This window comes from Eubacterium sp. OM08-24 (assembly GCF_003438075.1).
Taxonomy (GTDB): Bacteria; Bacillota; Clostridia; order Oscillospirales; family Acutalibacteraceae; genus Ruminococcoides.
Window position 1 is genome coordinate 24,048 of the sequence record NZ_QSTA01000012.1, and the last position, 25,633, is coordinate 49,680.

Below are 25,633 nucleotides of genomic sequence, written 5' to 3' on the forward strand. Positions count from 1 at the left end.
AAAAGTCACACTTTAGCGGTCTTAGAGAAAAGATACTATAAAGGATGCAAAAGTTTGCGTGTGTGGCTAATTTGCCCTTAAAAAGCGGCAAATTAGTAGTTTTAGTAGCGTAGCTTTTCTTTTTGTTGCTGTCGCATTGGCTCTCGCCATTATGTTCAATCCGCCAAACAGCAAGCCGTTTGGCAATCAAAATTTGCGATAAATTAAAATTTTTGTGGGCGTTGCCCACACCCACAACCTTTGAAAAGGTTGACCAAACTTTTATATTCGGGACAGAAACATTTTCTTTTGCCGTACTTTGTTGCCCGACCGAAAGTCAGCTAAACCCTAATTTACCTTAACTTTTGCTAAAGAATTTTTTAATTATTCTGTTTATCTGTTGCGGCAGATTTATTAAGAGTATTTCAGCGTCATATTAACGCAGAAGGTATCATCTGTATTTACAGCCTCAAAAAATCCTCCGTATATTTCTGCCATATTTTTCATTGAGCGCAAGCCTATTCCTCTGCCGCTGTGTTTTGTGGATTCGTAGCCTTTTTCGGTTTTCTTCAGCTCTCCGTTAAAGTTATTTGTTGCGACAATGTAAATATATCCGCCTTTGTAATCAATTGACAAATCAAAATATTTCTTTCCGCTTAATATTGTTTTACAGCCTGAAATTGCATTTTCACTTAAATTTCCTAAAATGCCGCAAAAATCAACTTCCGAAATAGATGAATGTTCGGGAATGTTTATTTTCCAGTTAATGTCTACTTCGTTGTCAATGGCACTTTGACGGTAATAATTAAGCACTGCATTTACTGCGTTGCTACTGCAAAGCCTTACAGGCGAGGTAATATTCAGCGCTTGAGAATATTCACCGATATATTTTCTTAATGTAGTGAGATCTCCTTCGTCGAGCAAGCACTGCGCAAGATGAACTGAATGCTTTAAATCGTGACGAATTTTGGTAGTTTGCTTAATATATGTCTGCAAAGTTTCATTGTAGCTTGTCTGCATTTCAAGCATAAAGTTTTGTTTTTCGAGCTTTGTCTTTTCAAGTGTGGTTTTACTGAATATGTAAAACAGTACAAATACCAAAATATAAAGTAAAAACACAACGGTATGTAAAATTAATGCTTTTGCTCCGACTTTGCCTACTCGCAAATTGGCATAAGAAATAGGTATTGTGTACATATTTGTAACTAAAACAGTAATCGGCAAAACCATAAAAGCATACCACAGATTTTTATAGCTGATATTATCTATCATCCATGAATAATATTTCAACAACGGAAAAGCAAGTACACCCAAAAAGAACAGACTTATAGCCATAAAAAGCAAATCAAACGAAAAACTGATTCCGTAATCCATTTCTGCTTTGTAAAACGGTTCTATTTCATATACATATAGTGAAAATATTGAAAACAAGCAAATTACACTTAAAAATACAAACATACTTCTCGCAAATTCCGTTTTTACGGTGTATTTAAAAAGCAAAAAGCAAATTATCATATCGGGCATAAGCACGATATTTGTAGTTCTTATGTCACAAGCAATCATTATGTATGATGATAATGGCGCTATAATTACAAAGGATGCTGACAACAGCAACGCTATTTTTTTTACGGAAAATCTGAGTTGATTTTTCATTGGAAAATAGCACATTATACTTGCAGGGATAATAATAGAAAAAGAAAACAATCCCTTAAAAAATTCTACCCAATCCATAGTTCCCTCAAATCTGCTGGTTTGTTCTCAGCTTATTAAACATATGCTCCCTGATTCTTTTTTCGATATCGCTTTTTTCTCGTACTTTAATCGGAAATCTTGTGCCGTTACCCATAATGCAAAGCGTACCCTCAATGTTTTCTACATAGTCGGCATTAAGCACAATTCCTCTGTTTACGGTTATAAAGCGCTGGTCGTTTTCGGTAAGCTGTAAAAAATTATTTATTGTCATTCGTGTGCGATAAATCATTCCCGACACCACTGAGATATTAAGGTAGTGTGCGTCCGATTCAATAGACACAATCTCTTTGACAGAAAGCATAACGGTTTTTCGGTCGCACAATATTTCAACAAACTTAGATTTATCTCTCATATAAAAGACAGCGTCATCAAGGACTTTATATATTTGCTCCTTAACATATGGCTTAGTAATATAGTGGAATGCGTGAACCGAAAAAGCCTGCATCATAAAATCCGCACTCGATGTTACAAATACTATCACAATTTCTTTACTGATTTTTCTTAGCCTTTCCGCAAGCTCAATTCCGTTAATCGTAGTCATAAAAATATCAATAAAAGCTATATCATAAACGCTTTCGCTGCATTTATCCAAAAAATCCAAACCGTTTGAAAAGCATTCTATTGAACCCTGTTCTTTTCTGCTGATAAAGTACTCGTTACATACGCCGCACAAAACATTCATATACCTTTTTTCATCATCGATAATGGCAATTTTCATTTTTTCACCCACTCTGATTATGTGTTTTTTATAATTATAACACAAAATGCAAATAATGTGCATTATTATACAGGTAGTTTTTTGCCAGAAAAATGACTTTGTTGCCAATATGTTGAAAATGTTGCTGTAATTTTGTATTATTAAGTCAATCTAAAAAATATTTAACACAGAAAGAGGTATACTATGAAAAAATTAGCACTTTTACTTGCACTTTGTATGATAGGAGCATTCAGCCTTTACGGCTGCGGCGGCAATGACACATCTGCACCGGAGGAATCTGTTGTATCGGAGGCTGCCGAAGACACATCGGCTGCGGAAAGCTCACAGGCTACCGAGGCTGACCTTGAGGGCGAGTGGGAAATATCAACAATCATTGACGCAGAAAACAATGCAGTTTCAATGGAGGACTATTGTGCGGCAAACGGTGTTGACGCATCAACACTTGACATTAAGTATGCATTTACAACAGACGGCAATGTATCGGGATTTTTAATGGGCGTTGAGGTTTCGGGTACATACACATTTGACGGAAAAACAATTACAATGGTATTTGATTCCGGTACATATGAATATCAGTACAACGAGGATGGCACAATTTCTTATACAGACGCAGCGTCAGGTATGACAAGCGTGCTTACAAAGAAATAATTTTTTTCACTATTTTTAGCGGTGCGGCGGATTTTCTGCCGTACCGTTTTTGCTTTGAGTGCTTTCAAAAGGTTGGGGTAATTAAAAAATTTGTGGTTTAGCTGATTTTCGGTCGGGCAACAAAGTAACGCAAAAGAAAATATTTCCGTCCCGAATATAAAAGTTTGGTCAACCTTTTCAAAGGTTGTGGGTGTGGGCAATGCCCACAAAACTTTCCTTTTACGCAATCTAACGATAGCCAAACGGCTTGCTGTTTGGCGAATTGAACATAACGGCGAGAGCCAATGCGACAGCAACAAAAGAAAAAAGCAATGCTACTAATTTGCCACTTTTTAAGGGCAAATTAGCCACACACGCAAACTTTTGCATCCTTTATATTATCTTTTCTCTAAGATTGCTAAAGTGTGACTTTCTTACTTTCTGCCACTTATTAATCTTGACTTTTGTTTCATTTTAAGGTCTTGAACAATCTAAGGTTTATTTATCCTATGATATAAATTCAACCATTTGTTTTTATTAAAAATCAGTGTGTTTTTAATGTTTTATGGGCTCTGCCCGAACCCGCAACCCTTTAAAAAGGGTTGACCTAAATTTTGAATTTATTATACTAAACTTTATGTGGTAAACCATAATTTACTCCAACTATTAACAACTAACCTAACAAGATCGGCGGTAGTCGCAATTAAGACTACCGCCGTTATTTTTTACATAGGTATATTAAATTTCAAGCATTACAAAGCTTTGTGCCGACATTTTAACTTTATTGTCAGCAACCTCTGTTGTGCCGATTTCGTAAACTTTCTTTGCACCCTTGGCATTGATTTCAATGTCACTTTCTTTGCCGAGTGGGTTAAAGAGCATTACAAACTTGCCTCTCTTGTAGCCAAACGGGAACTTGCCTGCCTCGAAAATCATTTCAAAATCGCCGTTGCCATGGAGATCCTCGTTTGCGTGACGAAGTGCAATAATATCTGTAACAACCTTGTAAATGCTGTCGGGATTGTTCTGCTGATTTTCAACAGTCGGTGCGTTTTCGTCAGTATCAACAGGGAGGTAAGGTGTATCGCTTGCAGAAAAGCCGAGGTTTTTACCGCTGTTCCACTGCATTGGTGTACGAGAACCTGTACGGCTGAATCCGCCCTCTTTGCTTACGAGATTTTCCTGATATTTCATACCGATTTCGTCACCGTAATAAAGGAACGGAACACCCGGCATTGTGAAAATCATTGCGTATGCAAGTTTGATTGCATCCATACCAAAGTAGTGAGTCATTCTCGGCATATCGTGGTTGTTGGTCATAAAGCTTATGTAGCCGTTATTCTTTGAAAGCTCATAAGCAGGGAGATATTCGTCTGTAAAATTCTTGATGTCGCCCTTGCCGTTTGGATTGAAAATACCCTTGTTGCCGTCATCATCGCCGTAACGGAAAAGTCTGCTGTAACCGTTGCCGTAATGGTCAAGGTAAAAGTCCATATGGAAACCTGCGTTGTTGATTGCTCTTTGTGGGTTGCACCACTCGGCTACCATTGCAGCTTCAGGGTATTCCTTGTCGAGCATTTCACGGATACCACGCCAGATTTTTGCTGTGGCTACCTTTTCGTCATCGTTCTTTACAAGTGAGTCGGCCATATCTACTCTGAAACCGTCTGCGCCCTTGTCAAGCCAAAAACGCATAATGTCTTTGATTGCCTCTACTGTTGCAAGGCAGTCCGGGTGGTCGCAAGGCAGCTGCCACTCGGGGTGAGTGATTTCGTGGAAACCGTAGTTAAGAGCAGGCTGTGAGCTGAAGTAGTTTACCATATAGTTGCCGTCACGCTCGCAAATACCGCACATCATTCTGTACTCAGGCGGTGCGTCCCATACTGATTTTGTAAAGATATAACGGTTTGTATACTCACTCTTTTGAGCTTTTTTAGACTCTAAAAACCAAGGGTGAGTGTCCGATGTGTGGCCGGGAACGAGGTCAAGGAGAATTTTCATTCCTTTTTTGTGAGCCTCGTCAAAAAGTCTTACAAGGTCATCGTTTGTGCCGTAGCGAGGAGCAACCTTTTTGTAGTCACGAACATCATAACCTGCGTCCATAAACGGTGAATCGTAAACAGGGTTGAGCCAGATTGCGTTACAGCCGAGTCCCTTTACATAGTCGAGTTTTTCGATGATACCGTTAATATCACCGATACCGTCACCGTTGGTGTCATAAAAACTCTGTGGGTAAATTTCATAGAAAACCGAATCGTTGAGCCATTGTGGCATAGAAAACATCCTTTCTTTTGTTAATTTTTATTATTACAATAACATAGTAACATTATTGAGGATTTTTGACAAGCATATTATGCGTTTTAACAAAAATATTACTATAATTTGCTTGGTATATTTCCAAAAATAATTACTTGCAGGAAACGGCATTTCATCATAATATATATAAAAGCAATTATAAATTACAGCTTGGTGCAAGGAGGGATATTTTGACGATAGACAGGATAAAAAGCAACAAAATATTGATAACGCTCGGCGATGAAGATATGCGTGATTTTTCGCTTGATTATGATACTTTAAGCCTGTATGACAGCCACTGCCGCAAAATAATTATGCGTATTTTGCAGGTTGCCTGCTTTAAGACCGACATAGAAATAAAGGATAAAAAAATGACGGTGGAGGCTCTGCCGACAGTGAACGGATGCATACTGCTTTTGACTGTGGAGGACAGAAAAAGCAGGCGATACAGACTGCAAAACAGAAAAAATTGCTATTGCTATGAGGTGGGAAACAGCAAAAATTTCCTTGAAGTAATCCGCTTGCTTTACAGGCAAAATGTGTGCTGTAACAAAAATTCTGCCTATGAGCAAAACGGCACATACTACCTTGTATTTGATTATCCTGCCGTACCAAAGAGATTTAAGCGGATATTACACGAATACGGCGCAAGGTGCGGCAGTAATGTTTTTGCCGCAAGGCTGAGAGAAAACGCAAAGGAAATTTGCAAAACCAATGCGGTTGCCGTTATAGGTCGGTGGTTGTGAGGACGGAAATCTTATTAAAAGTTTAGCTTTAAAAAATTAAAATTTAGGTCAACCATTTTTAAAGGGTTGCGGGTTTGGGCAGAGCCCATAAAAGTTTCATTTATAACTAATTTGCGTGTTTAAAACTAAGTTTGAAAAATAGGCGATAGCCTTTATAAAAAGGAAGTAAAAAAGATATGCTGTCTTTGCTATGCAAAGACAGCGTGAACTATAAGAATTACTTTTCCTGTTGCTTTCGCAATAAAAGGCTTACGCTATTGTGTTCAAGGCGACAAACGGCAAGCCGTTTGTCTATCAAAAATTTGCAATAGCAGAAAGGTTTTTGCGGGCGTTGCCCACACCCACAACCTTTGAAAAGGTTGACCAAACTTTTATTTTCGGGCAGACAGTTTTGCGTTAGCTTTACTTTTGTTGCCCGACTGAAACAAAAAACAAAGCAAAAGCCCGACCGAAGTCGGGCTGATTGCTAATTAAAAAAGAGAGAGGAAAATATCTATGAAAAAATTTACTTATTAGCTTTTTGATGTAGGTTTTATTTATCTTTACCTTACACATATATAATACCATATGAACTGTGACAACAGTATGACAAAATATTGTTAATTTTAAGAATTTTTTGAAATATTTTAATATTTTTTAAAAATCAGTCAAAAATATCGTTTGTCGGGTGTGCTTTATTCTTTTTGTGGACTTTCAGTGTATTGTTATTATCGCAAAACGCAATGAAAACCTCGCTTATTTTGGTGTGCTGTTTATTAAGCTCCTTTTTCAGCCATTCTGCGTTATTGCCTGTGGCTCTCAAATTCTTGTTTAGCACCTTGCCGTCTTGTATCACAACAGCCTCAACTCCCGACTGCAACACCGTTATTTTCATATCGTCAGGTGTGAGCGGTCTGTTCTTATCTTTTGGAAGTATAGAAAGCTGACCGTTGCTTTCGAGGACTATTGTTTGTATTTCGTCAAAGTTAAAGTATCCCTTTGAGCGGCACATTACTAAGATTTCGTTTATGTCTATTTTGGCGGTTTTAAGGTTTTTGTTGTAGAATTTGCCGTTATCAAAAATTATTATTGACTTGCCTGTTATAAAGCGCCGCAGAACAAGTGACCTTTGCGAGAGTACGGTCAGCAGAATTGCCACAAGTGAGTAAATCACCATTGCCATAACTCCGTCGTATATATCTGTAAATTCGCCCGTTGCAAGCTCGGCGGCGATTGAGCCTATTGTTATGCCGTTTATATAGTCGAACATATTAAGTTCCGACATTTGCTTGTTGCCCATCAGCTTTGCAAGCAAAAACAGTACGATGAGCGAAATAGGTGCGGTTATAAAAACACGAAAAAAATCCATAATAACCTCCTGCGCTAAGGTTATTATGGATTTTATTTTATGAATTATTCAGATTACAAATTATAAGAATCGCTTTTCTTGTTGCCCGACCGAAAAAGCAGAAATTACCAAGGCTTGATTGTACCTGTAAGCTCTGATACGCTCTTTATTCCGTTTTTGTCGAGGTATTCGTTCATTCCCTCGGCAATTTTAATCGGTGCGTATGGGTCTGAGAAGAACACTGTGCCAATCTGCAATGCGCTTGCGCCGGCAATAATCATTTCTACTGCGTCCTGCCATGTGCTGATACCGCCCATACCGATAATCGGGATTTTAACGGCATTTGACACCTGCCACACCATTCTTACCGCAACAGGGAAAACAGCAGGGCCGCTCATTCCGCCTGTGTTGTTGCGGATGATCGGGCGCTTTGTGTTGATGTCTATGCGCATACCTGTGAGTGTGTTAATCATAGAGATTGCGTCTGCGCCGTTTGCCTCGGCTGACTTTGCAATCTCGGCAATATCGGTAACATTTGGACTGAGCTTTACGATAAGCGGCTTTTTGCAATGCTTTCTTACGGCATTTGTAATTGAGCCTACCGACTCGCAGCTTGTGCCAAACTGAACTCCGCCGCTCTTTACATTAGGGCAGGAAATGTTCATTTCTATCATATCAACATCTGTTGATGAGAGCTTTTCTGCCATTTCGCAGTATTCCTCGTGAGTGTTGCCTGCAATATTTGCAATTACCCTTGTGTTCTGCTGTTTGAGCCATGGGAGGTCATCGTTTATAAACACATCAACACCGGGATTTTGAAGTCCAACCGCATTTAAGATACCCGACGGTGTTTCTGCAATTCGTGGCGGTGGGTTGCCGTCACGCTTTTTTAATGTAATGCCCTTGCATGAGATGCCGCCGAGCTTTGAGAGCGGATAAAACTCGCCGTATTCCTTACCAAAGCCAAATGTGCCCGATGCGGCGATAAGTGGGTTTGAAAACTCAACCCCTGCAATTTTTACAGATAAATCAGCCATTAAAATACAACCTCCTCTGCGTTGAATACAGGTCCGTTTTTGCATACATGCTGCATAATTTCCTCGCCGTTTTTGCGTACCTTAACAGCACAAACAAGGCAAGCACCTATGCCGCAAGCCATTCTTTCTTCGAGTGAAATCTGACAAGGCTTGTTAAATTCCTTGCAAACCTGTGCAATAGCCTTGAGCATTGGAGTAGGGCCGCAAGCGCAGACCTCGTCAACCTCGTTGATTTTTTCTTTGAGGACATCTGTTACAAAGCCATGCACGCCTGCACTGCCGTCATCGGTAGTGAGCACAAGCTCAGCGCCTGCATTTTTGAAATCGTCCTGCAAAATAATAAGGTCTTTATTACGAAAGCCTGTAATAACAAGCGGATTTTCGGTTTGCTTTGCTGTGTAGAGCATTGGCGGAACACCTATGCCACCGCCGATAAGGCAATAGCGCTTGCCCTGTTCAATATTAAAGCCGTTGCCGAGCGGTGCGAGAATATCTACCGACTCGCCCTTTTTCATTTGCGACATAATCTTTGTGCCCTCGCCCTTTACCTGATAAACAAGGCGGAGTACGCCGTTTTCGCTGTCACACACCGAAATAGGTCTGCGCAGAGTTTTTGACGGAACATATACATGGGCAAACTGACCGCATTTTGCAAGTGGTGCAAGCTCGTCATTTTTTACACGCATATCAAAAATTCCGTCTGCAATTTCTTCGTTTGACAAAAGCTCAAAGGCTTTAACATCATATTTCATATTTTTCTCTCCTTTTGCAACAGAATATTTTTAATTTACATAGCTTAATTCTATGGTTATAACTCTAAGAGTTTCGTTTTTGTAGGCATAGCTTGAGGTACTCAGCTCGGCTGAGCCTGCAAGCTTATCGTTTGCGGAATCAATGTAGTTTATTATATAAGCGTCATTTATCAGCTTTGAGTAGGTTTCGCCAAAATCAAGGCTGTCGCTCACATAAAGACTAAAGTATTTGTCGCCGTTGAGCGCCGCAAGTGCGAGATTGGTGACGATATTATCATAGGTTTCATCATCAAAATCATAAAGCATTGACGCCGTATTCATATAGTAGTTGTGCGAGGTGGTGGTACATTCGGGAATATACAGGTTGCCGATAAGGTTTTCGTCATTGTTGTAGTTTTCAGGCTCTATGTCGGCAAAGTAATCATCGGGGCGGTGAGTGGCATACATCTGCTCATCTGTGAGGTTAAAGTAGTAGTACCTGTCAACCTCATTGCCCGAATCGTTCCATGTAACATCTACCTGACACCAGTCGCCGTCAATGCGGGCGCAGTTCCATGCGTGACCTACATTATCGGTCATACCCGTTACGCTTACGCACTCAATGCCGAGCTTATTGCACAAAAGCTGAAAGGCTCTTGCGTATCCCTCGCATATTGCCTTGCCCTCAACAAGCACACCGTATGCTGTACTGACATTGCCCGTTGTGTAATCGCTTTTTGCCGCCTCTGTGTCATATTCGCAATTATCCACTATGAAATCGTTTACATACTTTTCACGCTCGTATTCCGAATAATACATTGTTGCATTGTCAACAAAGCTGCTTAGGGCTGTATTAAAATTTTCTTTTTGTTCCTTAAGCGCATCGCCCGAGGTAATATAAGCAAGCTCAATATAGGTTGAGCCGTCATAGTCATAATAGGTAAAAGTATTTTTCAGCCAAAATATATCGGGGTGATCGTTTTTAAAGGCAACAATCGCCTCGTAAATATCCTTTTGAGAGAGCTTGCCTGTGCACTGTATTTCTTCGGGAACAGGCTTTTGACATTCGCTTTCTATCTGTGCGTACAAATTTTTTACATTTTCGTTTGTGATTGCCGAGTAGCTGTAAGAGGTTTGCTTTGGCTGTGGTATGCTCGACAAAAGCGACTCGGTTTTGCTTGATACCTCAAGCTGTGGCTCGCCGAATAACGAACAGCCGCCGAGTGAAAAGCATATTGCAAGCGGTAAGGCAAACGCTATGGCGCTTTTTGCCGAGAATTTTATTTTGCAGATGTTCAAAAAATCATCTCATTACTTTTTATAAATATACTATTTATAATTTTACTTTATTTTGGCTTTATAGTCAATTCAAAATTTATTTTTTGAAAAATTGTTGCAATTAGTGCAAATTTTAAGGTTTATGTACGCATAGGTGGAGGTGAATAATTTGATTATTTTTAATAAAGAGAAGTACGAGGGTACTTTTTTGGAAGAAAACATTGGCATTACAGGCGAAAATCTTGTGAATGAGGTCGAGTTTACGGTGAACGGCTTTGCAGGTGAGAATATTACTGCGGCAATTCATCTTAGATTTTCGGACGGAAGTGTGAACTCGGTCGCTCCGCAGAGTGTAAAAGTTATTAACAATTCCACCTGCCTAATGTGGAAAATTTCAAAGAATGATATTTTTTGCCACGGTTGGGTAGAGGTTCAGCTTGAGCTGAGGGACGGTGAAAGACTTTTGCAGACGGAAATTATCAGGCTTTTTGCAGGCGAGTCCTTGCCGATTGAGGACAAGGAATATAATAATCCGAACAGTGAAACGCTTGCACTTCGTGATGAGGTGCAAAAGCTGTGGGCGAAAACCGCCGAACAGAACGAGAAGATAGAAAAAAACAAGCGTGTTATTGAACAGAGCGACCTTTCGTTTAAGGAGGACAAGCAGAATAAAGCGGTGGTAAAGGGAGATGTGACGGCGCAAAGCTATGCAAGCGTGGAATATCTTAACAACTACTATTATGATGCCGAGGAGGTTGACAGGCAGATAACAGACCTTGACGAAACAGTGACAATGAAGATTAATCTTAAAGCGGATAAGGCTGATACTTTATCGGGTTACGGAATTACCGATGCTTACGATAAAACATATTTGAATAAGGCATTAAATAATAAACTTATCAAAATGCCGTTTGATACCGTGCCTGCGGCAAACAGCCCAAATTATGTTACAAGCGGCACATTGTACAGCAGCGTTAATACTCTTAATCAGACTATTGCAAAAAATAAAACCGCTGCGGAAAATGCTATTGCGGCAAAATATGACAGCTCAAATGTTGAGAGCGGTACGGGCAGTCTTACACCCGGACAGGCGATTTATGACGGCAACGAGGGCAGTTTTAACTATGTGAAAAACGGCAGAGTGGTTACGGTATCGGTAAACATTACAAAACTTGTTGCGGATAAATCATATATTCAGATGGCAGGCTTGCCTTTCCCTGCAAAAAGCGAAAGTCGTTTCTCAAGCACTGCGGTGTACTCAACTACAAATAAGCTGAGAAACATTCGCCTTGACGGCTCGTGGCTTTACATCAACTCACCGACGGATAAATTTACAGATGATGAGAAAATCAATTTTACAATTACATATATCAGACAGTAGGAGGTAAGTTTATGGAACTTAAAGAAAAAATCACACTAGATATGCTTACAAAGGACAGCGTGAGCGTGTTAAGACAGAAGTTTATCAATCTCGGCGGCGAAGATGTGCAGGTCGGCGAAAATGTCCGCAACGCATATACAAACTGCGAGAGTGATAGGGAGATTTTGAGAAAACAGCTTTCTGAGGAATATTTTAATGCAGTAATTGCCGTTTGGGGAAATTAGGAAAATAGAAGTTCTGATTCGGAAGTAAATCTGATAAAGTATGATTCAACACATTTTCGGTCGGGCAACAAAGCAAGGAAAAGAAAAAATTTCTGTCCCGAAGTTAAAAGTCTGGTCAACCTTTTCAAAGGTTGTGGGTGTGGGCAACGCCCACAAAAACTTTATGCTAACGCAAATTTTCGATAGCCAAACGGCTTGCCGTTTAGCGGCTTGAACATAATGGCGTAAGCCATTATGCGCCGGCAACAAGGAAAGTGCTTTTTATAATTTGCGCCGTCATCGCATAGCGTTGACGGCGCATTTTTTAGTTATTCCTTTTATAAAAGGCTGTCGCCTGTTTTTCAAACATTGCCTTAGCACGCAAAACAGCAAAGCTGTTTGCGCCCGAAAGAATGTTATAAATGAAACTTTTATGGGCTCTGCCCAAACCCGAAACCCTTTAAAAAGGGTTGACCTAAATTTTAAATTTATTAAACTAAACTTTTGATAAAGAATAAAAACCGCCGCTGTCAAATTTTTCTGACAACGGCGGGTTTAATTTTTATTTATAAAAGTTTAATTTTCGGCGATGGCTTTAAGCTCGGCGATGGCTTTTGCGCTGTCTTCGGCTTTGAAAACTGCTGTGCCGGCAACACATACATCAACGCCTGCGTCTGCCGCCTGCTTGATTGTTGAGGTGCTGATTCCGCCGTCTGCCTCAATGAGAACATCAAGACCACGATTTGCGCACTCGGCTTTTATTTCCTGTACCTTTGGCAGCATATCTGCCATAAAGCTCTGACCGCCAAATCCCGGCTCAACTGTCATAACGAGCACCATAAACAATTTGTCAAGGTAAGGGAAAACTGCGCTTGCCGGAGTGTTCGGTTTGATTACAAGACCGGGTTTTACACCGTTTTCTGTGATTTTATCAATGGTTTTGCTGATGTCGGAGTCGCTTTCTACATGGAAAGTGATAATGTCTGCGCCTGCTTTTGCAAAATCATCTATGTATTTGAGCGGTTCGGAAATCATAAGGTGCACATCAAAAGGCTTTTCTGTGTAACTTCTTACCGCTTTAATTACAGGTGCGCCAAAGGTGAGATTTGGCACAAAGTGGGCGTCCATAACATCAAGGTGCATATAATCCGCACCGCATTTATCCATTTTTTCAATTTCTTCTCCCATTTTTGCAAAGTCGCAAGAGAGGAGTGAAGGAGCAATTTTCATTTTGCAAACTTCCTTTCATCAGGTTTTGTGTATAAGTGGAGCAACGAGTGTGGCAACGCCCCAGAACAGTGAATATATAAGTACCTCAAGTGTGCCAAGTGCGCCAACTCCTGCGTACAATGCAAGGGTGGCTGTGAGCAGTACACCGAGCACAACCGATATAAGCTGAATTACGATTGAAAGCGAAATGTTGCGCTTTATGTGCACACTTCCCGATACAGCCTTTAAGAAAGCCGAGGTCTTGCCGTTTGTGATAAGGTAGGCTCTTGAGGTTTCTTCAAAGGTTGACTTGCACTCCTTGAGCACTGTGCCGAGTCCTGTCGGGAGCACCTTTACTGTGCGGTAAAATACATTGTAAAGACTGCATATAAGGTCGTTTGTTATGTTGCAGTCTGTGGAGTGCACAAGTATGCTTATGCCGTTTGCCTCGGCTCTGTGCAGCTCAGGCATAAGAATTGAATCGGCTATGTAGTGGGTGACAAACATTGCAATAAGTCTGCCGGCACGAGCAACATATGTTACCTGCTTGCCGCTCTGAATGTACTTGTCCTCGTACTCAATGCTCGGAGTTTCAACGCTGTATTTTGTCATAAGCTCACGATTGCCCACGAGTATTCTCTCGCCGTTTACCCAGCCTACAAGTCCAAGCTCGTCCTCATAGAGAACGCTCTCAACCTCGGGCAGGTCGCCGTCGGTTTCATCTACAACCTTTTCAAATACCTTGGCTATCGGGTTTTGTGCCTCTTTTAAAATTGCAATTCCGCACAAAAGCGACTCATCTATGTTGTAGTCCTCAAAGGTTTTTATGCCGTCAAGGAATACCGAATCGGCAGGGAAAAGCTCGTTTGCATCTATCATAACTGCGGTGCTGTCGCAAAACTGCTTTACTGACGGATAACCCGAAAGCATTGCTCCTGTGGGCAACAGCTTTTTGCAAAGGTCATACATTGGAATGTTTACCGCAAGCAGAGTTGAAACAGGGATACATACCGCACATACAAGTGCAAATGCATTTACAGCACCCGAAAACGAACCAAAGAATATGCCGTAAAGCAGGGCAACAACAACGGCGATAACGGCTGTGGCAGGCGCTAACTTTGAGGCGAGGTCTTCGCTTGGGTCGGGCGCATAAGAGATTTTTAAGAAGTTTGACGGAAAACCTGTGCGGTGCTGATAAGCAATGATTGGTCGCTCAACAGCCGTACCGCTCATCATCTGTGCTGCAACCGATTCGTTGTTGTATATCTTTGCGGCATATCGCTGACCGTCGGCAGCGGTAAACTTAAAGTTTTCTTTAACTCTGAGCACCATAAGCAATTTGCCTAAGTTGTTGGCAAAGAAAGCAACCAGAACTATTACCGTATAGTAGTTTATGTCAAATGAGGTTACTCCGTACAGGCAGAAGAAAGATACTACCGTCTGTACCACCGAGGCAACCGCCGCAAGCGCTACGGCTGTGTCGGAATTTCCTTTGAAATGTGCAAGGGGCGTTAGTCCGCTCATAATTGCCACTCGGTTTACAAAGGTTGAAAAACCTATGAGCAAAAAGTTTATTACCGCATAGGCAACAGGCGCAAAAAATACTGCGTTGCATATTGCCTGCGGAAAAAGCCTTACAAGCACTGTAATTATTATGGATACAAGCGCAAGTCCGCCTGTGAGCATTGTTCTGCCAAAGAGCTTTTTTATGTTGAGGTTAATTTCCTGCATTATGCTCTTTTCGTCATCTTCGCCCATATAGTCATCTACAACTTCGGTTTCCTTTACGGGCGTATCGTCATCGTTTGAGGTATCCTTTGAGAAAAATCCCACAAGGTTTGCCATTATCTTTTCCGACGCCGAGTGAAAATCAAGCGGTTCGGGTTCGTCATCTTCTTCTACAATTACGGTTCGCTGGGTGTCGGGCTTAATTACATGAGCTATAACTGACGGATTTTTTGACTTTATGTATTCCTCGTACTCATAGCCGACAACCTCCGAGAACTTGCCTGCCTTTACATTGAGGGTGTTTTCCTCGCCCTCTTTGCGGTAAACAGGCACTTTGGCTATTACCTTTTTGTGCTGTTTAACATCGGGTTCTTCGGTTTTGAAAAGCTCGTCAAACTGCCCCTGCGGTTCGTTTGGCGCTTTCGGCGGTTTGGTGTCATCGTCCGTAATGTCTATATCAATGGTATGTATGCTTTTTATATGGGTTTCGTTATCGTTGAACTGGTCTACATCGTCCAGAATATCCTGTGAAAATGTAGTACCCTCGGAATATTCGGGCGTGAGGGTTACGATTTCGTCCTCATCGTCCTCGGTTTCTGTGTTTTCGGTATCTTTAGCCGATGCACTGCTTTCAGTTTGAGTTTCTGTGCTTTCGGTTTCTTTGGCTTTCTCTTCTTTTTCTTCCTTTGCACTGTCGGCGGTTTTGTCTGCCGCAGCGTCTTGCTGTGACGGGTAGTCATCATCTGTGCCCTCAAGCACAAGCTCGGCTTGCAGGGTGGTGGCTGTTTTGTCACCTGAAATTTCGTTTTCGTTTACAGCCTTTTCTTTGTCCACATCAAGCGGATTGCTGTTTTCAAGCCTTGGCTTTTTATCGGCATTGCTGAAAATTTCGGCAACAGGCTGTTTTGCTCTGTATTTCTGAGCAGTAAGCTCCATTTTTTCCTGATCCAAGAGGTACTTTGATTCCTCTAAGATTTCATCAACCTCTCTGTCACGATCAATAAGCTTGCTGTCATCGTTGTTAAGATTATTCGGCAAATCTATCACTCCTTTAACAAAAAGCGTTTATCTGTCTTTCATTGCGCTATACATTATAATTCCTGCCGCAACAGATGCGTTGAGGGAATTTATTTGTCCTTTCATCGGCAAGGATACAATAACATCGCATTTCTCACGCACAAGTCGGGAAATACCCTTTCCCTCGTTGCCGATTACGATTGCGCACGCACCCGAAAAATTGCATTTCTGATAATCTGTGCCATTCATATCTGCACCGTACACCCACACACCCTTGCTCTTGAGGTCATCTATGAGTGCGGCAATATTGGTTACCCTTGCAACTCGCATATATTCTATTGCGCCTGCCGAGGCTTTGCCTACTGTGTAGGAAAGACCTGCACTGCGCCTTTTCGGAATAATTACACCGTGAACTCCGGCACATTCTGCGGTACGGATAATTGCGCCGAGGTTGTGTGGATCTTCGATTTCGTCAAGAATTACGATAAACGGCGGCTCGTCCTTTTCAGCGGCATATGCCAGAATATCGTCTACTGTGGAGTATTCTCTGACAGCGGCAAAGGCTACAATGCCCTGATGATTTTCGTTTCCGCTTACATAGTCGAGCTTTGTGCGGTCAACCTCTTTTACCAATATGCCCTTGTCTTTGGCTTTGGCAAGTATGCCCACAACAGCGCCGCTTTTTTCGCCCCTTGCCACAAGAATTTTGTCAATCGGTCTGCCACTGCGGATTGCCTCGCTTACAGGGTTTCTGCCTGCTATTACATCAGACTTTACTTCTGTATCGTTGTTTCTGTTATTCATATAAAGCTTTCCTCGCTTTGTACTAATCTTTTTTTGAGTATCTGAGAGCATAAGTATGTCATTATACTTTCAGATACTCTTTCAATTATAACACATAATAAAATGTTTAGGAATAGTTTAGCGAAAAAAAGCTGTCGAGATATACTGCGCCTTTGTCAAAATTTTCGGGAATTATGCCGTAGAGTCCTGTGGCTCTGTCCATAAAAAGGTAATTGTGCATAGGGAACGGTGTGAGCGAGCAGTACATTACCACGAACAGCAAAAGCATAAAAAACGCAGGGTAAAACAGCACCTCACAGTTTGTATTGCCAACCGTAAGACGGTAAGAGATAAACAGCGCAAGGGTACAGCATATCAGCGCAGCGGTAAATTCGGGCAAAAAATGAGCCTGCGCACCTGTGAGCGAATACAAAAGACAGAGTGCGGCATAAGACAGGCAAAAGCTCCATAGCGAAACCGACTTTGCGACAACAAACTTGCGAAACGGCACTTTTACGCACAAAAGCTCAATGCCCGCCCACAAAAGATACGGCAAAAGCAAGGTTTTTTCTACTTCCCATATGCTGTCGTTTACCGAGCCGAACATTACGCCTATGAGGGTGTGTCCGCTCAGTTCAAGGAGATTTTGCATAAAGACAGACATTATAACTATAAACAAAATTCCTGCTATTTCAAAATACATCAGCTTTTTCTGCATATAATCACCTCGTAAGAAAAATATATGCAAAAAAAGCCTTGCTAATGAATTATCGGGGATTGCGTATTCTCAAAATTTTACGAAAAAATTCTTTGCCGTTAAACGGAATGAGTGGGTAGAGGTAGCTTTTGTTTGAAAGCGTGCGGTTGGTGCATAGCAATACAAGATTTATTACAAATGCAATTATAAATCCCCATACATTAAATATATAGGTCAGCACAAGCAGGAGAATACGGCAAAATTTAAGCGAATAGCCAAGCTCAAAATTCGGCTGTGTAAAGTTTGCCACTGTGACGAGCGCCATATACAGGATTGCCTCCATTGACACCCAACCGGAGTCAACGGCAAATTCCGACAAGGCTATTGCGCCTATGATGCTAAGCGGTGTGGTAAGGCTGTTTGGCGTGTTGAGTGCGGCAAGGCGCAGTCCGTCTATGCCAACCTCCATAAGAATAAGCTGCCAAAATACGGGGATATTCTGCGGCTCGCTCAGCAAGACAAAGCGGAAAAAATCGGGACAGTAGTCGGGATTTTGTATGGCGAGCAGCCACAAGGGGGTTATCAGCACTGTGATTATTGTGATAAAGTATCGTGCGAGTTTTAGGTATGTGCCTGTGACAGGCGGAAAGTAGTAATCGTCCGCCTCCTCGAGCACATCAAAAATAGAGGTTGGCAAAAGCAGGGCAGAGGGAGCATTGTCTACAAGAATAACAATGTTGCCGTCAAGAATGGCAGAGGCTGTGGTGTCGGGTCGTTCGGTATGCTTAACCTTTGGAAAAGGGTTGTACCATAAATTTTTGTAGAGTGCCTCTACAAGGCTTTGCTGATTCATAGTGAGTGACGGCACATTAATTGCGTTTAGGCGCTTGTCAAGGTTTGCAAGGAGTTTTTTGTCAACCTTGTTTTCCATATATATAACGGCAACATCTGTGTGCGACTGTGTTCCTACCGAGTAGGCTTTTACCGTAAGGTTTGTGTCACGGATTCGCCTGCGGATAAGCGCTGTGTTGTTTATGAGGGTTTCCACAAAGCCGTCACGACTGCCACGCAAAACCTTGTCGTTGTCGGGTTCGCTTGTACTTCGCTGTGGGTATGTTCGGGTGTCAAGCAGGATAACCTCGGTAAAGCCCTCTACAATAAGGGCGGAAATTCCGCTCAGCACATCTGTGCATACTTTTTTAAGCTCTGCGGATACCTCCACCTCCACATACGGAACGGCTGACTGCGAAAAATAAAGTGCGGATTTGAAATTTTCGTCCTTTACATTTTTATAAAAAAACTCAAGTATTTTTTCGGTAATATCGTCCTTTAAAAGTCCGTCAATAAAGAATATAGTTGCTCGGCGGTTTGCAATTACCAGCTCACGCTTTACAAGGTCAAAGCTCTGTTCACTGCGAAGTGCATCGGACAGGACTTGCAGGTTTGTGTTGTAATCGGTTGTAAACATATTTCCTCCGTATTTATTAAAATGATTGTTCAAGGATTAGCTTTTAACATTTTATTGAAAATATGTTAAAAGATCAGAGAAATATATCGCTTGAATTTAATGCTTTTAAATTAAGGTCGGTTTTATGCTTGAATAAAAATTATTGATTGTTAAGGCGGATTTTTGCGAAAAAGGCGAGATTTTAAAAAAATTTTAAATTATTTTTTGAAAGATTAGCCTAATTAGTGCAATTTTTGAAGTTTTTGTATGTATAGGTGAAAGGCAGTTTTAAATTTGCTTTTCAAACGGAGGTGTTTATGGAAAGAAAATCAAAAGGACTGACGGCCAAAGAAAAAACCTTTTGCAACTGCTTTGTAAGCTGTGGCAGTGCAGACGAGGCGGCATACAATGCAGGCTTTGTTAAAAATCCGAAAAGGAGCGGCGAGGAGCTTTTGTGCAGAGATGATATTGCCAATGAAATAAAAAGGCTCGGCAAGTGCCGCACAAGCTCATTGTCGGAAATTGCAACTGTGGGTTACAGACGGCTTGCATTCGGCAAAATCTCGGACGCTGTGTCGCTTTTATATATGGAAAATCCGTCAAGGGAACAGCTTGAGCATATGGACTTGTTTTTGGTGTCGGAAATAAAAAGACCAAAGGACGGTTCAATGGAAATTAAATTTTTTGACAGGCTCAAGGCGCTTGAAAAGCTGACGGGAGACAGTGAAAAAGAGGACAGGGCAACACCGTTTTATGACGCAATCGCAAAGGGCGCAGAGGCGCTGAGAAGTGACAATGATGAGGGTTGATACTTTTTCAAAGCAGCAGCTAAAGGTGCTTTCGTGGTGGTGCAGGGAGAGTGTTTACAGGAACAAAGACGCAATTATCTGTGACGGCGCTGTGCGGTCGGGCAAAACTTTTTGTATGAGCATTTCGTTTTTTGCGTGGAGCTTTTACCGCTTTGCAAATTCGGATTTTGCCCTTTGCGGAAAGACTATTCGCTCTCTGCGCAGAAATATGGTAACGCCGATTATCCCTGTTCTTAAAAGCCTCGGCTTTGAGTGCAGTGAGCAAATTTCAAAAAATCTGCTTACTGTGCGCTATGGTGACATTGAAAACAGGTTTTACCTTTTCGGCGGCAAGGACGAGTCCTCGGCATCGCTTATTCAGGGTATGACATTGTGCGGTGTGCTTTTTGACGAAGTGGCGCTTATGCCCCGTTCTTTTGTGGAGCAGGCGCTTGCGAGGTGCTCTGTGAGCGGCTCAAAGTTTTGGTTTAACTGCAATCCCGAGTATCCACGCCATTGGTTTTACACCGAGTGGATACAAAAGGCAAAGAGCAAAAATGCGCTGTACCTGCACTTTACAATGGAGGATAATCCATCGCTTTCAAAGGAGGTGCGCCAAAGGTACGAGGGGCTGTATTCGGGTGTGTTTTATCAGCGATTTGTACTTGGCAGATGGGTTGCTGTGCATGGCGCAGTGTATCCGTTTATGGACGATGAAAAAATGTACTGCGAGGTGCCCGATTTTAGCTTTGACGATTTTGCGGTTTCTTGCGATTACGGCACTGTGAATCCTGCATCGTTTGGTTTGTGGGGCGAGAAAAACGGAGTGTGGTACAGAATAAAGGAGTATTACTTTGACTCTCGCAAGGAGGGGTTTCAGCGGACAGACGAGGAGCATTACGCAAAACTTGAGGAGCTTGTGGGGAACAGAAAAATAAGCAGGGTAGTGGTTGATCCCTCTGCCGCAAGTTTTATTGAGGTGATTCGCAGACATAAGAAATTTAATGTTATTCCTGCCGAAAACAATGTTGTAAACGGCATAAGACTTGTAAGTCAGGCGCTAAAGGACGGCAGAATAAAAATATGTTACCCATGCAAGGACGCAAGGCGAGAATTTTCGCTTTACAGGTGGGATACAAAAAACGGCGCAGATGTGCCGATAAAGGAGAATGACCATTCTATGGACGATATAAGATATTTTACGGCATCAATATCGGCAGGCAAAAGGAGCTTTTCGGTATTTGCACTTAAACGATAGGAGGTGGAGGCTTAGTTGTTTTCACGCAGGAAAAAAGAAAACAGGGGTGCGGCTGTGCAAACCGCACCGAGAAAAATAAATTCGTCACTTGCTATGCTTTCAGATGTAAGCTCTACGGCGGTGGAGCGTGAGTTATACCGTAATTTGAGAAAATCCGTGCCTGTGATTGATGCGGCAATTTGCAAGCTGATACGCTTGCTCGGCACTTTTAAGGTAAAGACTAAAAACAGCCGCTGTCAGCGAATTATTGATGACTTTATGCGCAATGTGCGCACAAACGGAACTGGTATGGGCATTAACGGCTTTGTGTTTTCGTATATGGAGTCACTGCTTACATATGGCGAGGCTGTGGGCGAAATGGTGCTATCTCGTGACGGAAAGAGGATTGCCGCCCTTTACAATGCAAGCGTTGAAGATGTTGAGATAAGGGAAGGCAGTTCTCCGCTTGACCTTGTGATTTGCACTAAGGGTGACGGAGTGCTCACACCTGTGAAGTATTCGGAGCTTGTGTTTGCCACCCTTTTAAATCCCGAACCGGGTACGGTAAGAGGCAGTTCGCTTTTAAAGGGATTGCCGTTTGTAAGCTCTGTGCTTTTAAAAATTTTTGAGTCAATTAAAACCAACTGGGAAAGGGTAGGCAATGTGCGATTTGCCGTTACCTGCAAGCCGTCTGACAACGCAGTATTTACCGAGGACAGCGCAAGGATGATTGCCGATGAATGGAGCAAGGCTATGCGAAGTGAAAGCGTGTGCGACTTTGTGTCGGTGGGCGATGTGTCGGTAAAGGTGATTGGTGCGGAAAATCAGATTCCCGACTGCGATGTGCCTATAAAGCATTTGCTTGAGCAAATTGTGGCAAAACTCGGCTTACCGCCGTTCTTACTCGGATTTTCGTGGTCGAGCACCGAAAGAATGAGCGAACAGCAGGCGGATATTCTGACGAGTGAGCTTGAGTATTACAGAACCCTGCTCAATCCGATTATCACAAAGATTATAAGAGCTGTGCTAAGGCTTGAGGGTTATACCGACAGCTTTGAGGTTGAGTGGGACGATATAAATATGCAGGACGCTGTTCAGCTTTCAAATGCAAGACTTAACAATGCAAGGGCAGAACAGATTGAATTTGAAATAGGTAAGGTGAAAAATGACAGAACAGATTAAAAAGGAAATGAGCGCAGTGACCGACAACAACGCAGCTGCCGTTACCGATGATGAAATGGCACTTATCAATGCGTACTCACGCCGAACGCTTACAAAGGACGAGGTTTATGTATTTGGAGTGGTGCTTTGCGACAATGACATTGACAGAGATAACGAGCGCTTTACTGTGGAGTCGCTTTTTGAGCTTGAAAAGCTCTTTGTGGGCAAGACGGGTATTTTTGACCACTCGCCTACCGCCAAAAATCAGACGGCAAGAATTTTTGCTTGCTCGGTAGAAAGCGTTGGCGGCAGAAAAACCGCAAACGGAGATGACTACTTCAGGCTTACCGCAAGGGCATATATTCCGAAAACCAAAGGAAATGAGGAGATTATACAGGCGATTGACAGCGGTATTTTAAAGGAAGTGAGCATCGGCTGTGCGGCAGGTGAAGTAAGGTGCGGCATATGCGGTGAAAATATAAATCACTGCGCACATATTAAGGGTGAAACCTACGGCGGCAAGCTGTGCTGTGGTGAGCTTACAAATATTTATGACGCTTACGAGTGGAGCTTTGTGGCTGTGCCTGCGCAGAGAAACGCAGGAGTTACAAAAAATTTTAAGGGAAAGGAAATGAAGATGGAGGAAATTTTAAAGAGCATTTACACCAAAAGGGAAATTAACCTCAGCGGTGATGACTGCAAAAAACTATGCTCATACATAGACGAGCTTAAAAAAAGTGCGGCTGACGGAGCGTACTACCGCAACAGCCTTACCTCGGAGGTGCTCAGATTATCGGCGGTTGTTCAGCCCGATATTTCAAGAGAAACCATGGAGAGTGTGGCAAAGGGTATGAGCGTTGTTCAGCTCAAGGAATTTAAAAACGCTTTTGAAAAGAGGGCAGACAGCATTTTGCCGTCAGTTCCCCAGCTTTACAAACAGAAGAACGATATTACAGCCGAATCAAACGGCAATTTTAAAATATAACGGAGGTTTTAATTATGAATGTAAATTTTAACGGTTATGACGAAAATGTGCTTACTTTTGAGGCAAGCACCAATCTTAAAGCAGCGGGTGTTCCTGTAAAAATGACTGATGACGGCAAGGTAACGGCTTGCACAAGCGGCGATGTATTCTGCGGTATTTGCCTTTCATTGGGAGACGGTTATGCAACGGTTCAGCTTAAGGGCTATGTTACCATGCCCGCCAAATCAAAAATCACAGTGGGTTACAAGAAGCTTGCTGCGGGCGAGGGTTCTGCAGTGGCATCATCAACAACAGGCAGAGAGTATCTTGTGTTAAATTCAACAGCTGACTCGGTTGGCTTTATTCTTTAAGGAGGTAATTAATTATGGCAAATTTTGAAAACTTAACTATTGAAAAGGGTATGTATCAGGCAAAGGGAAAAACACTTACAGATGTGCTCGAAACACTTGACCCGTCGGAAAATTACAAGGGTACTCCGCTCGGCGGACTTGACGCTTTTTCAAGACAGCTCAAGCGCTTTGACATTAAGGTGAGCGGTGCAGGCAGTGACTGCGTTGAAAAGTTCTTTCAGTCATCTGATTCCTCGGCGCTTTTCCCTGAATATGTAAGTCGTGCGGTAAGACAGGGTATGGAGAGGGCAGACATTCTCCCTCAGCTTGTGGCAACCGTTACAAATATTGACGGTATGGATTACAGAAGCATTGAGTCGGATATGACAGACGATGACAAAACCTTAAAGCCTGTCGGCGAGGGAGCTGTTATTCCGCAGACAAAAATTAAGACGAGAGAAAACCTTGTAAAGCTCCATAAGCGTGGCAGAATGTTGGTTGCATCATACGAGGCGGTGAGATTTCAGCGCATTGACTTGTTTACCGTTACATTAAGACGAATCGGCGAATACATTGCGAGAGCTCAGCTCAAGGACGCTATTGATGTGCTTGTAAACGGTGACGGCAACGCAAACCCTGCCAAAAATATTGCGTGCTCGGCAAGTGGTTCACTTACATATGACGACCTCTTAAAGTTGTGGTCGCAGCTTTCGCCTTATGAGCTTAACACCATTATTGCGCCGACCGAGGCGATGCAGAAGCTGCTTTCTATGAGCGAGATGAAAGACGCTAACGCAGGTCTTGATTTTCAGGCAAGCGGTAGAATGATTACTCCTTTGGGCGCATCTTTACTCCACGCACCCGAAATGACAGGCAAAAAGATTATTGGTCTTGATAAAAACTGCGCACTCGAAATGGTGCAGGCAGGTACTGTCAATACCGACTATGACAAGCTCATTGACCGTCAGCTTGAGCGTGCCGCAATCACCTGCACCGCAGGCTTTTCTAAGATTTTTGCGGAGTCTGTAAAGACATTGTCTTACTGATGAGGTGGTAATTTGAATACTGGCAGTATTGTAGAAAAGTTTGAACTGCTTTCGGGAACAGAAAGCGGCGACTCGCTTAAATGGCGGAGCATTATTGATGACGCCTGTGCCTATGTGTATTCAAGAATTACCAAAAAGCAATTAACCTATAACGATGAGCGCAGACTTGAGCTTTTGTGTGCTGTGTATGCTTACAGACTGTATGCAATGTGCGGCAAAAGCGAGGCTACTTCCTTTAAGGCAGGAGATGTTACTGTGACATCTCCTGCCAACGAGGCAGAAAGAGCTGAAAAACTGTGGCAGGACCAGCTTATAAAATGCTCGGATTTGGTAAGGAAAGAGGGATTTTTGCTTAGGAGAGTGGTAATTTGAAAATATACGGCAAAATAGGCAGGCTTATTGACCGATACGGTATGGACATTACGGTTGACAATGCTAAGGCAAGGGCGTTTATACAGCCGATAAGATACAACAGAAAGTATTACGGACTTACCGAGCGCAAGGTTGCAGGCGGTGTTACAAATGAAAGATTTTTGTATATCGGCAAGCCTGAAACAAGGCTTTTTTGCGACAAAAGTGTAATAGAAACCGCAGACGGTAAATATATTGTTAGGAGATGCGATATTTATCGTATGAGCGGGCGTGGCGTATATACATATGCTGTGCTTGCTCCTTGCGGTGAGGTATTGGAGGATGAGTATGAATCAGATAACTACACAACTTAACCGAATTATTGCAAGGCTTAAGCTAAACGAAAAGCTGTCAAAGGTTAAGTTTATCAGAGAGCATGGCAACCATAGTGCAGAGGTAAATTTAACAGAATTTCTTGCTGTGGTTGCCGTAACCGATACTTCGCTTTCAAAAAAGTTTGTGGGGGACTATCTTTCTCCCACTGTGAAGGGCGAACGCTTTGTGGCAAAGGTGCAGATATTTGTTTATGCCCCGTCAAGTGAAAACGGAAACGGTCTTTCTGAGGTTACCTGCGAGATTTTGCAGGGGCTTAAAAAGGCAGATACCGAAAAGATAATTTATGATACTTCGGTATCGGCTATTGACTTTGACAACGATATGAACGCAATTTACAGGAAAGTTGAATTTACCATGGAATTTTGCTTGTGCGAGGAGGTTTAGC

At 42.3% G+C, this 25,633-nt stretch carries 27 protein-coding genes; 13 read left to right on the forward strand and 14 right to left on the reverse strand.

Annotated elements, in window-relative coordinates:
- From DXC23_RS12575 to DXC23_RS11390, 3 genes are all read right to left on the reverse strand, one after another.
- The coding region (locus tag DXC23_RS12575; protein ID WP_207658473.1) for a hypothetical protein at window positions 1-229 on the reverse strand (229 nt) is incomplete at its 3' end.
- Between the two features lie 164 nt (window positions 230-393).
- Window positions 394-1,710 (reverse strand): ATP-binding protein, encoded by a 1,317-nt coding sequence (locus tag DXC23_RS11385; RefSeq protein WP_117706499.1) that lies wholly within the window; start codon window positions 1,708-1,710, stop codon window positions 394-396.
- 7 nt (window positions 1,711-1,717) lie between these two features.
- Window positions 1,718-2,449: a LytTR family DNA-binding domain-containing protein gene (locus DXC23_RS11390; RefSeq protein ID WP_158552579.1), complete on the reverse strand. Its 732-nt coding sequence runs from the start codon at window positions 2,447-2,449 to the stop codon at window positions 1,718-1,720.
- Between the two features lie 183 nt (window positions 2,450-2,632).
- Here DXC23_RS11390 and DXC23_RS11395 point away from each other — a divergent pair, with 183 nt between their 5' ends.
- On the forward strand, window positions 2,633-3,097 hold the full coding sequence (locus DXC23_RS11395; RefSeq protein WP_117706503.1) for a hypothetical protein: 465 nt from the start codon (window positions 2,633-2,635) through the stop codon (window positions 3,095-3,097).
- 717 nt (window positions 3,098-3,814) lie between these two features.
- Here DXC23_RS11395 and DXC23_RS11400 read toward each other — a convergent pair.
- Complete coding sequence (locus DXC23_RS11400; protein ID WP_117706505.1) at window positions 3,815-5,350, reverse strand: alpha-amylase family glycosyl hydrolase; 1,536 nt, start codon at window positions 5,348-5,350, stop codon at window positions 3,815-3,817.
- A 212-nt stretch (window positions 5,351-5,562) separates the two neighbouring features.
- Here DXC23_RS11400 and DXC23_RS11405 point away from each other — a divergent pair, with 212 nt between their 5' ends.
- Entirely contained in the window at window positions 5,563-6,117 is a 555-nt protein-coding gene (locus DXC23_RS11405; RefSeq protein WP_147329143.1) for an adaptor protein MecA, read from the forward strand.
- Between the two features lie 643 nt (window positions 6,118-6,760).
- Here the strand turns inward: DXC23_RS11405 and DXC23_RS11410 are convergent.
- The 4 genes from DXC23_RS11410 to DXC23_RS11425 all read right to left on the reverse strand — a co-directional run bounded on the left by DXC23_RS11410 (window position 6,761) and on the right by DXC23_RS11425 (window position 10,511).
- Window positions 6,761-7,465 (reverse strand): DUF421 domain-containing protein, encoded by a 705-nt coding sequence (locus DXC23_RS11410; RefSeq protein WP_117706510.1) that lies wholly within the window; start codon window positions 7,463-7,465, stop codon window positions 6,761-6,763.
- Window positions 7,466-7,569: 104 nt separating this feature from the next.
- A complete protein-coding gene (locus tag DXC23_RS11415; RefSeq protein ID WP_117706512.1) occupies window positions 7,570-8,481 on the reverse strand; it encodes a dihydroorotate dehydrogenase in 912 nt (303 codons plus the stop codon).
- Complete coding sequence (locus DXC23_RS11420; RefSeq protein ID WP_117706514.1) at window positions 8,481-9,233, reverse strand: dihydroorotate dehydrogenase electron transfer subunit; 753 nt, start codon at window positions 9,231-9,233, stop codon at window positions 8,481-8,483. The genes DXC23_RS11415 and DXC23_RS11420 overlap by 1 nt, the downstream gene beginning before the upstream one ends.
- 30 nt (window positions 9,234-9,263) lie before the next feature.
- Entirely contained in the window at window positions 9,264-10,511 is a 1,248-nt protein-coding gene (locus DXC23_RS11425; protein WP_117706516.1) for a transglutaminase domain-containing protein, read from the reverse strand.
- A 148-nt stretch (window positions 10,512-10,659) separates the two neighbouring features.
- On the opposite strand from DXC23_RS11425, the gene DXC23_RS11430 reads away from it, so the two are divergent.
- Complete coding sequence (locus DXC23_RS11430) at window positions 10,660-11,871, forward strand: hypothetical protein (protein WP_117706518.1); 1,212 nt, start codon at window positions 10,660-10,662, stop codon at window positions 11,869-11,871.
- 11 nt (window positions 11,872-11,882) lie between these two features.
- The gene (locus DXC23_RS11435) at window positions 11,883-12,095 is read left to right on the forward strand and encodes a hypothetical protein (protein WP_117706519.1); all 213 of its coding nucleotides are present in this window, start codon (window positions 11,883-11,885) and stop codon (window positions 12,093-12,095) included.
- Between the two features lie 304 nt (window positions 12,096-12,399).
- On the opposite strand, the gene DXC23_RS12785 is transcribed toward DXC23_RS11435, so the two are convergent.
- From DXC23_RS12785 to DXC23_RS11460, 6 genes are all read right to left on the reverse strand, one after another.
- Window positions 12,400-12,522, reverse strand: coding sequence for a hypothetical protein (locus tag DXC23_RS12785; protein ID WP_278286552.1), 123 nt, complete (start codon window positions 12,520-12,522; stop codon window positions 12,400-12,402).
- A 128-nt stretch (window positions 12,523-12,650) separates the two neighbouring features.
- Window positions 12,651-13,304, reverse strand: a complete 654-nt coding sequence (gene rpe / locus DXC23_RS11440) for a ribulose-phosphate 3-epimerase (protein ID WP_117706521.1) — start codon at window positions 13,302-13,304, stop codon at window positions 12,651-12,653.
- Between the two features lie 18 nt (window positions 13,305-13,322).
- The gene (locus DXC23_RS11445; RefSeq protein WP_117706523.1) at window positions 13,323-16,049 is read right to left on the reverse strand and encodes a hypothetical protein; all 2,727 of its coding nucleotides are present in this window, start codon (window positions 16,047-16,049) and stop codon (window positions 13,323-13,325) included.
- Between the two features lie 27 nt (window positions 16,050-16,076).
- Window positions 16,077-16,832, reverse strand: coding sequence for a 23S rRNA (guanosine(2251)-2'-O)-methyltransferase RlmB (gene rlmB, locus DXC23_RS11450; RefSeq protein WP_117706525.1), 756 nt, complete (start codon window positions 16,830-16,832; stop codon window positions 16,077-16,079).
- Window positions 16,833-16,938: 106 nt separating this feature from the next.
- A complete protein-coding gene (locus DXC23_RS11455) occupies window positions 16,939-17,529 on the reverse strand; it encodes a DUF6512 family protein (RefSeq protein WP_117706527.1) in 591 nt (196 codons plus the stop codon).
- A 49-nt stretch (window positions 17,530-17,578) separates the two neighbouring features.
- Window positions 17,579-18,976 carry a spore germination protein gene (locus DXC23_RS11460; RefSeq protein ID WP_117706529.1) on the reverse strand — a complete coding sequence of 466 codons (1,398 nt, stop codon included), beginning with the start codon at window positions 18,974-18,976 and terminating at the stop codon, window positions 17,579-17,581.
- A 296-nt stretch (window positions 18,977-19,272) separates the two neighbouring features.
- Between DXC23_RS11460 and DXC23_RS11465 the strand changes: the two genes are divergently transcribed.
- From DXC23_RS11465 to DXC23_RS11505, 9 genes are read left to right on the forward strand one after another with little or no spacing between them, the layout of a single operon-like run.
- Window positions 19,273-19,764, forward strand: a complete 492-nt coding sequence (locus tag DXC23_RS11465; RefSeq protein ID WP_117706530.1) for a terminase small subunit — start codon at window positions 19,273-19,275, stop codon at window positions 19,762-19,764.
- A complete protein-coding gene (locus tag DXC23_RS11470; protein WP_117706574.1) occupies window positions 19,754-21,001 on the forward strand; it encodes a PBSX family phage terminase large subunit in 1,248 nt (415 codons plus the stop codon). The genes DXC23_RS11465 and DXC23_RS11470 overlap by 11 nt, the downstream gene beginning before the upstream one ends.
- A 15-nt stretch (window positions 21,002-21,016) precedes the next feature.
- On the forward strand, window positions 21,017-22,162 hold the full coding sequence (locus DXC23_RS11475; RefSeq protein WP_117706532.1) for a serine/threonine protein phosphatase: 1,146 nt from the start codon (window positions 21,017-21,019) through the stop codon (window positions 22,160-22,162).
- The gene (locus DXC23_RS11480; protein ID WP_117706534.1) at window positions 22,146-23,126 is read left to right on the forward strand and encodes a hypothetical protein; all 981 of its coding nucleotides are present in this window, start codon (window positions 22,146-22,148) and stop codon (window positions 23,124-23,126) included. The genes DXC23_RS11475 and DXC23_RS11480 overlap by 17 nt, the downstream gene beginning before the upstream one ends.
- Before the next feature lie 14 nt (window positions 23,127-23,140).
- On the forward strand, window positions 23,141-23,476 hold the full coding sequence (locus DXC23_RS11485) for a hypothetical protein (RefSeq protein WP_117706536.1): 336 nt from the start codon (window positions 23,141-23,143) through the stop codon (window positions 23,474-23,476).
- Window positions 23,477-23,490: 14 nt separating this feature from the next.
- Window positions 23,491-24,501: a phage major capsid protein gene (locus DXC23_RS11490; protein ID WP_117706539.1), complete on the forward strand. Its 1,011-nt coding sequence runs from the start codon at window positions 23,491-23,493 to the stop codon at window positions 24,499-24,501.
- Between the two features lie 12 nt (window positions 24,502-24,513).
- On the forward strand, window positions 24,514-24,873 hold the full coding sequence (locus DXC23_RS11495) for a hypothetical protein (RefSeq protein WP_117706541.1): 360 nt from the start codon (window positions 24,514-24,516) through the stop codon (window positions 24,871-24,873).
- Window positions 24,870-25,226, forward strand: coding sequence for a hypothetical protein (locus DXC23_RS11500; RefSeq protein WP_117706543.1), 357 nt, complete (start codon window positions 24,870-24,872; stop codon window positions 25,224-25,226). Before DXC23_RS11495 ends, DXC23_RS11500 begins: the two co-directional genes overlap by 4 nt.
- Complete coding sequence (locus tag DXC23_RS11505) at window positions 25,201-25,632, forward strand: hypothetical protein (protein ID WP_117706545.1); 432 nt, start codon at window positions 25,201-25,203, stop codon at window positions 25,630-25,632. Before DXC23_RS11500 ends, DXC23_RS11505 begins: the two co-directional genes overlap by 26 nt.
- Window position 25,633: the final 1 nt, after the last annotated feature.

What these genes read in the sequence shown, in the direction of transcription:
- DXC23_RS11385 (WP_117706499.1), bottom strand. Translation starts at nt 1,710, where the DNA reads ATGGATTGGGTAGAATTTTTTAAGGGATTGTTTTCTTTTTCTATTATT.
- DXC23_RS11390 (WP_158552579.1), bottom strand. Translation starts at nt 2,449, where the DNA reads ATGAAAATTGCCATTATCGATGATGAAAAAAGGTATATGAATGTTTTG.
- DXC23_RS11395 (WP_117706503.1), top strand. Translation starts at nt 2,633, where the DNA reads ATGAAAAAATTAGCACTTTTACTTGCACTTTGTATGATAGGAGCATTC.
- DXC23_RS11400 (WP_117706505.1), bottom strand. Translation starts at nt 5,350, where the DNA reads ATGCCACAATGGCTCAACGATTCGGTTTTCTATGAAATTTACCCACAG.
- DXC23_RS11410 (WP_117706510.1), bottom strand. Translation starts at nt 7,465, where the DNA reads ATGGATTTTTTTCGTGTTTTTATAACCGCACCTATTTCGCTCATCGTA.
- DXC23_RS11415 (WP_117706512.1), bottom strand. Translation starts at nt 8,481, where the DNA reads ATGGCTGATTTATCTGTAAAAATTGCAGGGGTTGAGTTTTCAAACCCA.
- DXC23_RS11420 (WP_117706514.1), bottom strand. Translation starts at nt 9,233, where the DNA reads ATGAAATATGATGTTAAAGCCTTTGAGCTTTTGTCAAACGAAGAAATT.
- DXC23_RS11435 (WP_117706519.1), top strand. Translation starts at nt 11,883, where the DNA reads ATGGAACTTAAAGAAAAAATCACACTAGATATGCTTACAAAGGACAGC.
- rpe (WP_117706521.1), bottom strand. Translation starts at nt 13,304, where the DNA reads ATGAAAATTGCTCCTTCACTCCTCTCTTGCGACTTTGCAAAAATGGGA.
- rlmB (WP_117706525.1), bottom strand. Translation starts at nt 16,832, where the DNA reads ATGAATAACAGAAACAACGATACAGAAGTAAAGTCTGATGTAATAGCA.
- DXC23_RS11455 (WP_117706527.1), bottom strand. Translation starts at nt 17,529, where the DNA reads ATGCAGAAAAAGCTGATGTATTTTGAAATAGCAGGAATTTTGTTTATA.
- DXC23_RS11460 (WP_117706529.1), bottom strand. Translation starts at nt 18,976, where the DNA reads ATGTTTACAACCGATTACAACACAAACCTGCAAGTCCTGTCCGATGCA.
- DXC23_RS11465 (WP_117706530.1), top strand. Translation starts at nt 19,273, where the DNA reads ATGGAAAGAAAATCAAAAGGACTGACGGCCAAAGAAAAAACCTTTTGC.
- DXC23_RS11470 (WP_117706574.1), top strand. Translation starts at nt 19,754, where the DNA reads ATGAGGGTTGATACTTTTTCAAAGCAGCAGCTAAAGGTGCTTTCGTGG.
- DXC23_RS11480 (WP_117706534.1), top strand. Translation starts at nt 22,146, where the DNA reads ATGACAGAACAGATTAAAAAGGAAATGAGCGCAGTGACCGACAACAAC.
- DXC23_RS11485 (WP_117706536.1), top strand. Translation starts at nt 23,141, where the DNA reads ATGAATGTAAATTTTAACGGTTATGACGAAAATGTGCTTACTTTTGAG.
- DXC23_RS11490 (WP_117706539.1), top strand. Translation starts at nt 23,491, where the DNA reads ATGGCAAATTTTGAAAACTTAACTATTGAAAAGGGTATGTATCAGGCA.
- DXC23_RS11505 (WP_117706545.1), top strand. Translation starts at nt 25,201, where the DNA reads ATGAATCAGATAACTACACAACTTAACCGAATTATTGCAAGGCTTAAG.